This is a genomic window from Streptomyces sp. NPDC003720, assembly GCF_042875075.1.
Lineage (GTDB): Bacteria > Actinomycetota > Actinomycetes > Streptomycetales > Streptomycetaceae > Streptomyces.
The window spans coordinates 57,818-70,200 of the sequence record NZ_JBIANZ010000018.1 but is presented as its reverse complement, the minus strand read 5'-3'; the positions used below and the strand labels follow the sequence as shown (position 1 = coordinate 70,200).

At 73.9% G+C, this 12,383-nt stretch carries 7 protein-coding genes; 3 read left to right on the top strand and 4 right to left on the bottom strand.

The window, feature by feature from the left end; all coding sequences use genetic code 11:
• Positions 1–440: 440 nt before the first annotated feature.
• The gene (locus tag ACFYU0_RS34740) at positions 441–989 is read right to left on the bottom strand and encodes a MarR family winged helix-turn-helix transcriptional regulator (protein ID WP_389306374.1); all 549 of its coding nucleotides are present in this window, start codon (positions 987–989) and stop codon (positions 441–443) included.
• A gap of 122 nt (positions 990–1,111) precedes the next feature.
• Between ACFYU0_RS34740 and ACFYU0_RS34735 the strand changes: the two genes are divergently transcribed.
• Positions 1,112–2,386 (top strand): MFS transporter, encoded by a 1,275-nt coding sequence (locus ACFYU0_RS34735; protein WP_389306378.1) that lies wholly within the window; start codon positions 1,112–1,114, stop codon positions 2,384–2,386.
• Between the two features lie 25 nt (positions 2,387–2,411).
• On the opposite strand, the gene ACFYU0_RS34730 is transcribed toward ACFYU0_RS34735, so the two are convergent.
• Positions 2,412–4,064, bottom strand: a complete 1,653-nt coding sequence (locus tag ACFYU0_RS34730; protein WP_389306372.1) for a SpoIIE family protein phosphatase — start codon at positions 4,062–4,064, stop codon at positions 2,412–2,414.
• A 130-nt stretch (positions 4,065–4,194) separates the two neighbouring features.
• Entirely contained in the window at positions 4,195–5,574 is a 1,380-nt protein-coding gene (locus ACFYU0_RS34725; protein WP_351661277.1) for an NAD(P)/FAD-dependent oxidoreductase, read from the bottom strand.
• Between the two features lie 374 nt (positions 5,575–5,948).
• On the opposite strand from ACFYU0_RS34725, the gene ACFYU0_RS34720 reads away from it, so the two are divergent.
• Both ACFYU0_RS34720 and ACFYU0_RS34715 read left to right on the top strand, forming a co-directional pair.
• On the top strand, positions 5,949–6,767 hold the full coding sequence (locus tag ACFYU0_RS34720; protein ID WP_351661280.1) for a helix-turn-helix domain-containing protein: 819 nt from the start codon (positions 5,949–5,951) through the stop codon (positions 6,765–6,767).
• A 249-nt stretch (positions 6,768–7,016) separates the two neighbouring features.
• Positions 7,017–8,897: a sigma-70 family RNA polymerase sigma factor gene (locus tag ACFYU0_RS34715; RefSeq protein WP_389306369.1), complete on the top strand. Its 1,881-nt coding sequence runs from the start codon at positions 7,017–7,019 to the stop codon at positions 8,895–8,897.
• Positions 8,898–9,646: 749 nt separating this feature from the next.
• Here ACFYU0_RS34715 and ACFYU0_RS34710 read toward each other — a convergent pair.
• A complete protein-coding gene (locus ACFYU0_RS34710) occupies positions 9,647–11,725 on the bottom strand; it encodes an asparagine synthase-related protein (RefSeq protein ID WP_351661286.1) in 2,079 nt (692 codons plus the stop codon).
• Positions 11,726–12,383 lie beyond the last annotated feature (658 nt).

The following is a 12,383-nucleotide window of genomic DNA, read 5'->3' as shown; positions in this document are numbered from 1 at the left end:
CTCTCGGGCTTTCCTCCGGGCGCTTCCCTTCGTTCTTGCGTTTCCGACTCTATCAGATCTTTTCTCGACCCGATTTCCTCGGTGCTTTCCAGGTTTCCGCTCTCGCGTTTCCCTTTCCGGCGGTTCCGACTCTATCAGATCCTTTCGGCGTCTGACCCCCAGTCAGCGGGGCTTGTCCTCGCGGCCGTTGGGCCGTTCCGACGTCTCAAACCTTAGCGGATCCGCTCGGCGATTCCCAATCGGGCCGTCGAGTCCCTATTCGAATTGAATTCAGGCATGCCGAAATCAATCCCTAGGGAGATCGTGCTGGTGGTGTGAGGTGCCGCTCGAGGCGGCGGAGGTGTCGTCGAGGAACCGTTACGGCTCCGCGGCAACCCGAAGAACTTTACGGATCGGGCAGGGGGGTGTCAAGCACTCCCTGTCAAGATCTTTTGTCGGGCTCAGTCCAGGTCGCTGAGCCGGCCGCCGGCGTCCGGCTGGGCGTGCTCGACCCGGCGCAGGAGCCTGGTCAGCACCTCGCCGAGCACGGTGCGCTCACCGGGGCTGAGGTCCTGGAGCAGCTCCTCCTCGAAGACGGTGGCGAGGCGCATCGCCTCCAGCCACTTCTCGCGGCCCTCGGGAGTCAGCTCGACGATCACCCGGACGCGGTTGGTCTCGTCCCGCTCACGGGTGACGAGGCCCTCGGTGACCATGCGGTCGATCCGGTGGGTCATCGCGGCCGGCGTGAGGCCGAGGCGCTTGGCCAGTTCGCTGGGGCCCAGGCGGTAGGGAGCGCCGGAGAGGACCAGGGCCTTGAGGACCTCCCACTCGGCGTTGCTGATGCCGAGGTCGGCGGTCTGGCGGCCGTAGGCGACGTTCATGCGGCGGTTCAGCCTGGACAGCGCCGACACGATCTTCTCGACCTGGGGGTCGAGGTCCTGGAACTCGCGCTGGTAAGCGGCGATCTGTTCTTCGAGGGTCGGCTCCGTGACGCCGGGCGTGTCGGCCATGGCCGCAGTATGGCACGACGTCCCTTTGCCTTGAAGTCCTTGAATGTGTACTCTTTAGCTTCGAACTTTAGCTTCGAAGTCTTCACTCCTAACTTGTGAGAGAGGTGAACGTGACCAGGGCGATGGGCGCAGCGATGCGCCGGATCCACGTGGGCAACGCACTCAGCGCTTTCGGGCTCGGCTTCACGGTCCCCTACCTGTACGTCTATGTGGCGCAGGTGCGGGGCCTGGGGTCCATGACGGCGGGTCTCGTGCTCGCCGTCTTCGCCGTGGCCGCGCTGATCGTGCTGCCGTTCGCAGGCCGGGCGATCGTGCGCCGTGGCCCGCTGCCGGTTCTGCTCGCCGCTCTGGTCACCGCCGCGCTGGGCGCGCTGGGTCTGGGACTCGCGGGCAACGCGGGTGCCGTACTGCTGTCTGCCGCGGCGCTCGGCGCCGGGCAGGCCGTCATGCAGCCGGCGCTGGCCACGATGATCGTGGACTGCTCCACGGCGGAGACCAGGTCGCGGGCGTTCGCGATGCAGTTCTTCCTGCAGAACCTGGGACTGGGCGTCGGCGGCCTGATAGGCGGCCATCTGGTCGACACCACCCGGGTCTCCTCCTTCACCCTGCTGTTCGCGATCGAGGCGGGGATGTTCCTGCTGCTGGTCGCGGTGATGGCGAGCGTGCGGATGCCGCACTCGCCGCGCATCGCCGACGCTCCCTCCGCCGGGACGCGGGGAAGCTGGCGGCGGCTGCTCGGGAACCGGGTGATGGTGCAGCTGTGCGTGCTGGGCTTCGTGCTGTTCTTCGCCTGCTACGGGCAGTTCGAGTCGGGTCTGAGCGCCTACGGCGTGGAGGCCGCGGGGATATCGACCTCGGCGCTCGGTACCGCGCTGGCCGCGAACACCCTGATGATCGTCGTCGCGCAGTTCGCCGTGCTGAAGTTCGTCGAGCGGCGCCGGCGGTCACGGGTGATCGCCGGTGTCGGACTGGTCTGGGCCGTGGCCTGGATCGCGGCAGGGTACGCGGGGCTCGGGCACGGCAGCCAGGAGATGGCGACGGCGGCGTTCGTGTCGACGTACGCGCTGTTCGGTCTGGGCGAGGCGATGCTGTCGCCGACGGTCGCCCCGCTGGTGGCCGATCTGGCGCCGGAGGGGATGGCCGGGCAGTACAACTCGGCTTTCGCCCTGGTCAAGCAGTTGGCCCTGGCCGTCGGGCCGGCGGTGGGCGGCCCGCTCGGCGCCTCGCTGCACGCGCCGTACATCGTGACGTTCGTGCTCTTCTCACTGGGGATCACGGTGCTGGCGTTGCGGCTGGGGCGCGGGCTGACGGTAGCGCAGGACCAGCCCTGGGCCGCCGCGAGGAGCCGGGTGGTGGCCCGGGGCGCGGCTGCCGAGCCGGTCGTCGCGGAGGCGTAGCCACCGCGCGCACCGCCGACGGCCGCTAGTCCTTCGGCAGCAGGAACTCGCACCACACCGCCTTGCCTCCGCCTGGGGTTCTTCGTGAACCCCAGGCGGAGGCGATGGTGGCCACGATGGCGATGCCCCGGCCCGACTCGTCGGCCGGTTCCGCCTGGCGGCGGCGGGGCAGGTGGTCGTCGCCGTCGGTGACCTCGATGATCAGGCGGCGGTCGGTGCGGCGCAGTCGCAGCCGCATCGGGGGTGTGCCGTGCTGGAGGCTGTTGGCGACCAGCTCGCTGGTGGCGAGGACGCCCAGGTCGTGCAGTTCGGCGGGGAAGCGCCAGCTCGTCAGGACGCCCGAGGCGAACGCTCTCGCCCGGGGGGCCGCTTCCACTCCGCCGAGGAGTTCCAGGGCCGCGTTGCGGAAGAGGTCGCCCTGGGGGCCCTTGCGCGCGGGGTGCTGCAGGACGAGGACGGCCACGTCGTCGTCGTGGTCGGCGGTGACGCCGGCCGAGCGGACCAGGCGGTCGCAGACGACCTGGGGGGTGCCGGTCGCGCCGGACAGGGCGCGCTCCAGGGAGGCGATGCCCTCGTCCAGGTCCTCGTCCCGCCGCTCGACCAGTCCGTCGGTGTAGAGGACCGCCGTGGAGCCGGGGCCCAGCGCGATCGAGCCGGAGGCGTGAATCCAGCCGCCGGTGCCGAGCGGCGGGCCGGTCGGTTCGTCGGCGCGCAGCACGGTGCCGCTCTCGTCGCGGACCAGGATCGGCAGATGGCCGGCGGAGGCGTACACCAGGCGGCCCTCGTTGGGGTCGTGGACGGCGTAGACGCAGGTGGCGATCTGGTTGGCGTCGATCTCGGTGGCGAGGCCGTCGAGGAGCTGCAGCACCTCGTGCGGGGGGAGGTCGAGGCGGGCGTAGGCCCGTACCGCGGTGCGGAGCTGGCCCATGACGGCGGCCGCCCGCACGCCTCTGCCCATGACGTCGCCGATCACCAGGGCCGTGCGGCCGCCGCCGAGGGTGATGACGTCGTACCAGTCGCCGCCCACGGCGGCCTCGGTGCCGCCGGGCTGGTAGGTGGCGGCGACGCGGAGGTCGTCGGGCTGTTCGAGTTCCTGCGGGAGCAGGGAGCGCTGGAGGGTGACGGCGGTCTCGCGCTGGCGGCGCTCGCTGGCGCGCAGGCGCTCGGCGGCCTCGGCGTGGTCGGTGACGTCGGTGGCGAAGACGAGTACGCCGGCGTCGCGGTCCCCGTCCTCGGTGACCGCGACCGGGGTGCAGGTGAACGTGTACGAGCGGCCGTCGACGGCCTTGCGGGACTTCAGCGTGCGGGGTCTGCCGCTGCGCAGCACCTGGTCGAGGAGCGGGAGCAGGCCGAGTTCGGCGAGTTCGGGCAGGCCTTCGCGGGCGGGTGCGCCCGGTGGCCGCAGGCCGAATGCCGAGGCGTAGGCGTCGTTGACGTAGGCGATGCGGTGCTCGGGGCCGTGGACGAGGGCGACGAGGGCCGGGACGCGGTCGAGGACGTCGCGCGCGGGCAGATCGTCGACGGCGGGCACCGGCGGGGCCCCGTCGGCCGGCTGTCCGGCGCGGGCCATGGGCACGGAGCCTTCCCCCCGGCGGTCCGGCGGTACCGCGGTGTCGGTGCGCGCGGCGGTGCGGCGCTGCGTTCCGGGGAGCCGGGCGCTCCAACGCGTGAAGTTCACAGTGAGGAAAGCCTCGTGGGTGCTGTGGGCGGGCAGGTGCCCGTCCGAGGACGTGGGGCAGTCTGGCAGGTGGCCGTCCGCGGCGACATCCGTCAGACGCCGGGGCGGCCCGTGGAGTTCCCGGGCGCGGTCAGGACGACCCCTTCGGGTCGTCGGAGGGGCTGTGGGGAGGCTTTCCACCGGCCGCGAGTTCGAACTCCGCGCGCGGGTGTTCGAGCGAGCCCAGCGAGACGATCTCCCGTTTGAAGAGTCCGGCGAGCGTCCATTCCGCCAGGACCCGGGCCTTGCGGTTGAAGGTGGGCACCCTGCTGAGGTGGTAGACGCGGTGCATGAACCAGGCAGGGTAGCCCTTCAGCTTGCGCCCGTAGATCTGGGCGACGCCCTTGTGCAGGCCGAGGGACGCCACCGAGCCGACGTACTTGTGGGCGTACGTCTCCAGGGGCTCGCCGCGCAGCGCGTGGGCGATGTTGTCGCCGAGGACCGCTGCCTGGCGGACGGCGTGCTGGGCGTTGGGTGCGGTGTGGGCGCCGGGTTCGGCGGCGGTGACGTCGGGGACGGCCGCGGCGTCGCCCGCGGCCCAGGCGTGCGGGGCGCCGTCGACGGTCAGTTCGGCGGTGCACTTCAGGCGGCCGCGCGCGTCGAGGGGCAGGTCGGTGGCGGCGAGCAGCGGGTGCGGTTTGACGCCGGCCGTCCACACCAGGGTGCGGGTCGGGAAGCGCTGGCCGTCGCTGAGGACGGCGACGCGGTCGGCGCAGGACTCCAGGCGGGTGTCCAGCAGGACCTGGATGTTGCGCCGGCGCAGCTGGGTGACGGTGTAGCGGCCCATCTCCTCGCCGACCTCCGGAAGGATGCGGTCGGAGGCCTCGACGAGGATCCATTTCATGTCCTCGGGGCGGAGGTTGTGGTAGTAGCGCGCCGTGTAGTGGGCCATGTCCTGCAGTTCGCCGAGCGCCTCGACTCCGGCGTAGCCGCCGCCGACGACGAGGAAGGTGAGGGCGGCGTCGCGAACCGCGGGGTCGCGGGTGGAGGAGGCGATGTCCATCTGCTCGATGACGTGGTTGCGCAGTCCGATGGCCTCCTCGACGGTGCGGAAGCCGATGCCGTACTCGGCGAGGCCGGGGATGGGCAGGGTGCGGGCGACCGAGCCGGGGGCGAGGACGAGTTCGTCGTAGCCGACGAGCTCGGCGGTCCGGCCCTCCTCGGCGGTGGCGAGGGTGGAGACGGCGGCGGTGCGCACCGCGTGGTCGATGGAGGTGACCTCGCCGACGACGATGTGGCAGTGGTTCAGGACGCGGCGCAGCGGTACGACGACATGGCGCGGGGAGATGGAGCCCGCGGCCGCCTCGGGGAGGAACGGCTGATACGTCATATAGGGGTCGGGAGTGACGACGGTGATGTCGGCCTCTCCCCGCCTGAGCTCCTGCTTCAGCCTTCGCTGCAGGCGCAGGGCCGTGTACATCCCGACGTAGCCGCCGCCGACAACCAGAATGCGCGCACGTTCCTTCACCATCCCATGACGCACCCGGCGCTCTTGTTTGTCCACAGCCCCGGCAATTTGTGTGACCGGCGAGCGGGGGTGCGGGCGTCGGCGCGCGCTGTCCGGGCGGGGAGGAAGCGGGCAGGTCAGCAGGGGCGGCCCAGAGGGGGCGAAGGGTCTGTATCGGGGCGTAACCGGCCCGTAGTCCGATCGAGGGGCGCACTGTGCGGAACCTGCCCCTTCTGAATTGACTGCCTCTCAACTATGTTCGTGTGTCGACGGGGTGTAGGGGATGTGGCCGAACGGGTCCGCGAAGGCGGTTCCGCTCGGGACCGATGCCAGGTCCGCGCACTCCGTTTCAGTGGCGGGGAGTCTCCGGGGGGAGACGTCATTTACCGGGGGAACACATGCATGTTCAGGACACTCATTGGTCGTCGGCAGCCGCTCTCGCCTCCGGCGGCACGGCGGTGAGCGCGGCGCATGGCGGGCGCGCGGACTCGGCGCGCACGACGCCGCTGCGGGTGGACGCGCAGCGCAATCTGGAGCACGTGCTGCGCGCGGCGCGTGAGGTGTTCGGCGAGCTGGGGTACGGCGCGCCGATGGAGGACGTGGCACGGCGGGCGCGGGTCGGGGTCGGCACGGTGTACCGGCGCTTCCCGAGCAAGGACGTGCTGGTCCGGCGGATAGCCGAGGAGGAGACCGCGCGGCTGACCGAGCAGGCGCGGACCGCGCTCGGGCAGGAGGACGAGCCCTGGTCGGCGCTGTCCCGCTTCCTGCGGACGTCCGTGGCGTCGGGCGCGGGCCGGTTGCTGCCGCCGCAGGTGCTGCGGGTCGGCTCCGCCGGTGCGGGCGACTCGGCCGGCCCGGTCGGAGTGGTGGGCGCGGTCGGTGCGGGCGGTCCGGTGGGTCCGGTCGGCTCCGGCGACGAGTTCCGGGTGCCGCAGCAGCGGGTGCAGCCGGGCGGCGGTGAGCTGCGGCTGGTGCCTGAGGAGGCGTCCGCGGCCGTGGCCGACGACGCCGGGGTCGGCGCGCTGCTCGAGGTCGTCGGGCAGTTGGTGGACCGGGCCCGGGAGGCGGGCGAGCTGCGGACGGACGTGTCCGTGGCGGACGTGCTGCTCGTGATCGCCACGGCGGCTCCCTCGCTGCCGGACGCGGCGCAGCAGGCCGCGGCTTCGGCGCGGCTGCTGGACATCCTGCTGGAGGGGCTCCGGTCCCGGCCGGCGTAGTGGCGGCGGCCGTCCCCCGCCCCGCGTCCGCGGCGGCGGGTCTGCCCCACCCGCACCGCGGTGCGCCTTCGCGGCCGGGCGGTGCGGGTGGCCCGCGCGGTGTGCGCGGGCGGGGGGTAGTTCGGCGCCAACTGGGCGCTGGGAGGCCGAATTTCTCGTTCGGGTGACGCCTGGTACTGCGGAGATCGCCGCTGTGGCACCCTGAGCCGGTGACGGGTTGGGCTGTGCCGGTTTCGGGGGCTTTGCGCGATGGGCGTTGACGGGCGGGACGAGCCGCGTGGGGACGGTGACTCCGAGACCGGAGGACTGACCTCGCCGCAGGTGCCGAAACAGGGCGGGCCGGCCGGGGCGCCGGTCGAGGCGGGGGTGCCCGCGCAGCGGGACGGCAGGGCGCCCTCGGCCCGGCGGACGCCGCCCGCGGACGGCGAGCTGATCCACCGGATGCGCGGCGGCGACGACTCCGCCTACGCGGAGCTGTACCGGCGGCACGCCGACGCCGTGCGGCGCTACGCCCGTACCTGCTGCCGTGACGCGCACACCGCGGACGACCTGACCGCCGAGGTCTTCGCCGCGATGCTTCAGGCGGTACGGGGCGGTGCGGGGCCCGAGTACGCGGTGCGCGCCTATCTGCTGACCTCGGTGCGGCGCGTGGCCGCGCACTGGGCCAGGTCCGCCCGGCGCGAGCGGCTCGTCGACGACTTCGCCGTGTTCGCCGAGCAGGCCGCGCGGCCCTCGGAGGGGGCCGCTGACGACTCGGTGGACGTGGGCGCCGATGTGCGCGCGTTGCACGAGGCCGAGCAGTCCATGGCGCTGCGGGCCTTCCGCTCGCTGCCCGAGCGCTGGCAGGCGGTGCTCTGGCACACCGAGGTGGAGGACGAGTCGCCCAGTGACGTGGCGGTTCTGTTCGGGCTGGACGCCAACGGCACCCGGGTGCTGGCGAGCCGGGCCCGGGAGGGGCTGAAGCAGGCCTATCTCCAGGCCCATGTCAGCGCGGCGCTGACCGCTGACGAGGAGTGCGCGCGCTACGCCGACCAGCTCGGCACCTATGCGCGGCGCAAGCTGCGGCTGCGCGCCGAGCGGGGGCTGCGCAAGCACCTGGAGGAGTGCGCCAGGTGCCGGCTGGCGGCCGCGCAGGTCGAGGAGGTCGCGGGCGGTATCCCGGCGGTTGTGCCGGTCGCCGTCATCGGCTGGTTCGGGGCCGCCGGGTACGGGAAGGTCCTCGCGATCATCGCCGGGGGCGCCGGGGCGGGCGCCGCCGGGGCCGCAGCGGCCGGTGGGTCCGCCGGGGGTTCGGGGGCCGGTGGGGCGGCCGCCGCCGAGGGGCTCGGGGTGCCGGTGAAGGCCGGGATCGCGGCCGGTGTGGTCGCGGTGGCCGCGGCGGCGGTGGCGCTGGCCCTGGTGAACGACGGCCGTCCGGGGCGGGAGGTGGCCGGGCCGTCGCCGTCGGCTCCCGTCGTGACGACGCCGGCGCCGTCGGCGTCCGCGTCGCCTCCCGCGTCGTCGGCCGCGCCGCCTTCCGCCCCGAGGAGGCCGCCGGTCGCGCCGCCGGTGGTGCCGGCCTCCCGGAGGAGTCCGGCACCGGTCTCCTCGGCTCCCGCTCCCGCGCCGACGGGTGCTCCGCGGCCCACTTCGACGCCGAGTCCCGATCCGAGTCCGACGGCCACTCCCAGTCCGGCTCCGCCTCCTCCGCCGGCTCCCGTCGTCTACGAGTGGAGCCGTCTGCGCTACGACGTCAACGGCGACGGGACCGCGCCGGAGATGCGGCTGTGGGGGAGCAGCTGGGTGTGGCAGCGGTACGGGATGTCCGTCGGCGGGAAGCGGTACGCGCGCGGTGTCAGCGTGCACGGTGGATCGTCCGTGGTCGTGGACCTCAATCGCCGGTGCACGGCGTACGACGCGCTCGTCGGGGTCGACGACATGACTCTCGGTCTCGGTGAGGTCGTGTTCTCCGTGTACGCCGACGGGGTTCCGATGTGGCGGTCCGGGGTGGTCGCGGGGCGGGACGCGGCGGTGCCCGTGCATGTCGATCTCACCGGGCGGGAGCGCGTGCGGCTGGTGGTGTCGCCGGGGGGTCCGGGGTTCGGGCGGGTGGCGCTTGCGGACTGGGCGGAGGCGCGGTTCAGCTGCTGAGGCGGGGGCGCCGGTGCTCGGGGGTTCACTGAGCCGGTGCTTCCTCGGTGCCCTGAGCCACGGTGGGCCGGGGGCCTGGTCGCGCACCGGCGCCGGAGATGCACCGCTGCTCGGGGATCCGCTGAACCGGTGCTCGCTCAGCGCCCCCAGCCACGCTGGGCCGGAGGCTGGGACGCGCACCGGCGCCGGAGAGGCACCGCTGCGCCCACCCGTGCCGCCCCTAGCGGCACGCATGCCCGCAGCTGGGGCGCGCCCGATGCCGTCAGCCGGCTGGGGGTGGGGTGCCGGCCCTTGCGGCTCAGAAGCCCCTAGCGAGGACTACGCAGGCACATCGGCCGCTGCCGTTCAGCACCGTCGGCCTTGGCGGCACGCATGCCCGCAGCTGGGGCGGGCCCGATACCCGTTCAACCGGGCTGTGGATGAGGTGCCAGCCCCAGCGGCTCAGAAGCCCCTAGCAAGGACTACGCAGGCACATCGGCCGCTGCCGTTCAGCACCGTCGGCCTTGGCGGCACGCATGCCCGCAGCTGGGGCGGGCCCGGCGCTCGTCAAACGGTTGTGGGTGAGGTGCCGGCCCTGGCGGCTCGGGAGCCCGCAGCTGGGGCGGGACCACGCAGCCTCATCGGCCGCTGCCGGGTGGGCGCCGCCCCTGGCTGCATGCATTCCAGCAGCTGAGCGGCTCGAGTGTCGGTGGCTGCGCGGGCTCGGGGGGCCGCAGTCCCCCGGTGTCTCCCCTTCCCCCGGACACGGTTCAAGCGCCGGAGGCCAGGGCGTTTTTGCGGGGTTGAATGCCTGAGGGGACTGCTCGGGCTCGGGCTGGGGTGCCGGTCCAGCAGGTGCCTCGGCGGGACAGCAGGCGGCGGAGCCAGAGTTCGAGGGCGGTCAGGTCGGCCAGGCCGTCCAGGGGGAGGGGTTCGCCCATCGCGGCGGCGCGGACGGCCTTGCGGATCACCCGGGCCTCCACCAGGCCGGCGTCGGCCAGCAGGGGTGTGGCGAACAGGTCCATCAGGTCGTCGGCGGCGAGGCGCAGGCCCGCGCGGGTGGCCGCCGCCGAGGAGGCCTGGGACGGGGCGCCCCAGCCGGGCGGGAGGTCGGTGACGCCGGCGCCCTCCAGCACCCTGCGCAGGACGGAGGCGCGGGCGCCGGGCTGGACGCGCAGGGCCTCGGGGAGGGCGCGGCAGGCGCGGACGACCTGGTTGTCGAGGAAGGGCGCGTGCAGCCGCTGGGAGCGGACCTCGGCGGCCTGCTCCAGGACGCGGAGGTCGGCGGCGTGGCGGGCGAGGGCGGCACGCGCGCGGTAGTCGCCGGGACGCTGGCCGGAGCCGAGGGCGGACCGGTCCGCCTCCCCCTGCAGCAGAACCGATACTTCAGCCAGTGCCTCCCCGGTCAGCCAGCGGGCCGCCGGGCCGGGTCTCGCCCAGGTGAGCCCGGCGAGGGAGGCGCCGACCGCGCCCTTGGGCTCGTCGAAGCGCTGGCGCATCAGCCGCTCGGCGAGCAGTTCCAGGCCCGTCCGGTACGGGGTGCGGGCCAGTCGCCGGGCGGCGCCGTACACACGGGCGGGGACCATCACCGAGCCGTCGGCCCGGGCGAGCGCGGCGACCGGCCGGACCAGGTGGCGCCGTCTGCGGTCCAGGAGGAGGTCGGCGAGGCGGGCGGGGTGGGCGTCCAGGACCTGGCGGGCGCCGTGTCCGGTGAAGTGGTCGGCGCTGCCGGCGGCGAGGCGGGCGCGGTGGCGGGCGGCCGTCACCAGGGAGGGGCCCGGTTCGTCGGTGAGGGGGCCGTCGAGATCGGCGTACGGCAGGCTCTCCTCGCCTCCGGTGACCACGACGTGGTGCAGGCGCGGGTTGGCCGCGAGGGCGCCGGCGCGTTCGACCTCGGACTCGCGGCCGCGGACGGCGAGGTCGTTGAAGGTGACGGCGAGCAGCCGCTCCCCGGCGCCCGTGCCGTGGCCGAGCAGCGTGCCGGGCCTGCCGGGCAGCCCGGCGGCCAGCAGGGCGAGGGTGCCGGAGGCCGGGCCGCCGGACAGGTCGGCGCCGATGCCGGGCACGGGCATCCCGCGCGCGGCCCGCCGCTCGGCCGGTCCCATGCCGGGCACCGGCCCGGGGTCGAGGTCGGGCACGTGCCGGGGCGCCGACAGCCGTGTCCGCACCGCCTCGACGAGGGCGTCCCGTACGGCGTCCACCGCGACGTCCGGGTCGGCGGGGGGCGCGGCGACCGCGAGGGAGGCGACCGGCTCGTAGCCGGTGATCTCGCGTGCTCCGGCGCGCAGGACGAGCGCGTGTCCCGGCGGCACGCGCCGCACGCCCTCGTAGGGGGTGGTGTCGCGCAGCGCGGCCGGTACGTCGGGGGCGGCGAGGAGGGCGGCGAGGTGGCCGAAGTCGAGGTTGGCCTCGATGAGGTCGGCGAGCGGCAGCGCGGCGGTGGCGTAGGCCGTGCCGCCGGCCCAGGGGGCGTGGAAGACGGGGCGGGCGCCCGCGAGGTCGCCGCAGACGGTGATGCGGCGGCCCACCTGGACGACGGCGGTGTAGCTGCCCGGCCAGGCGGTCAGATGGCGCAGCGCGCCCCCGCGCGCGGTGAACAGGCCGCGCCGCAGCTCTTCGTCGGTGGCGCCGCAGGTGCCGAGGACGGCGATGCGGTTCTGCGCGTCGGCGTGCACCACGCGCACCTCGTCGGGGCGCCAGTCGCCGACGGCCCACAGCGGGTCGGGGTCGCCCCACAGGAGGTGGGAGCCGACCGGGTGCAGCGTCTCGCCGTCGTGTCCGGTGGCGCCGGCGGAGCCGATTCCGGCGACGCCAGCGGCGGTGCTGCTCCAACCCACCAACCACCGCATCGACGCCTCCACACAGCGTGGACAACCAGTGCACCGTACGAACCGGACCCATGCTGCCATGAAGAACGCGCCACGGAGGCGCGGTGACGCCGCCTTCGATCGAGGGAAACCGGCGCCGGAAGCCGCAGGGGGCGGCAGAGTACCGGTTGCGCGCCGGTGGGTGAACACCCGGTCGGCCGGGCGGCGGTGGCGGGAGTGCACGCCAGCGGTGCGACGCGAATGCGCCCCCTGCGTGCGCCCCGAAAACGCCCTTCACGCCCTCAAGTCCCGTGGTGGGAGCGGTATTCGCTCAACCGGGGCGGGGGCTGTTTTCAGCCAAATAAGTGACAGGCTCAGGGGTTTGAGCACGCTCCGTACAGGCCTGCGCAAGGCCCGCCCGTACGGGCGCGCGCACGGTCCGGGAGGCGGTCTTCGCCCCCCGGACCGGTCCGCCACCCGCGGGGATGAAGGCGGCGGTGTCCCCCAGCCCACTGGATCCAGTACAGCGGGCCGACCCACGCGACTGCCATGGAACCGCTCCCCGGATGGCCGGAGAAGAGCGCACGGGCGGGCGCACGGCCACACGTGCGGGGGCACGCCGCGACGCCTCGTGCACGGTGCGTACAGGACCGTACTCCCGTACGGACCACAATCCCGCCATCCGGAACAATGCCCCTTA

Excerpts from the sequence above, each read along its gene's own strand:
- ACFYU0_RS34710 (WP_351661286.1), bottom strand. The coding sequence starts at position 11,725 with ATGCGGTGGTTGGTGGGTTGGAGCAGCACCGCCGCTGGCGTCGCCGGA.
- ACFYU0_RS34735 (WP_389306378.1), top strand. The coding sequence starts at position 1,112 with ATGGGCGCAGCGATGCGCCGGATCCACGTGGGCAACGCACTCAGCGCT.
- ACFYU0_RS34725 (WP_351661277.1), bottom strand. The coding sequence starts at position 5,574 with ATGGTGAAGGAACGTGCGCGCATTCTGGTTGTCGGCGGCGGCTACGTC.
- ACFYU0_RS34740 (WP_389306374.1), bottom strand. The coding sequence starts at position 989 with ATGGCCGACACGCCCGGCGTCACGGAGCCGACCCTCGAAGAACAGATC.
- ACFYU0_RS34715 (WP_389306369.1), top strand. The coding sequence starts at position 7,017 with ATGGGCGTTGACGGGCGGGACGAGCCGCGTGGGGACGGTGACTCCGAG.
- ACFYU0_RS34720 (WP_351661280.1), top strand. The coding sequence starts at position 5,949 with ATGCATGTTCAGGACACTCATTGGTCGTCGGCAGCCGCTCTCGCCTCC.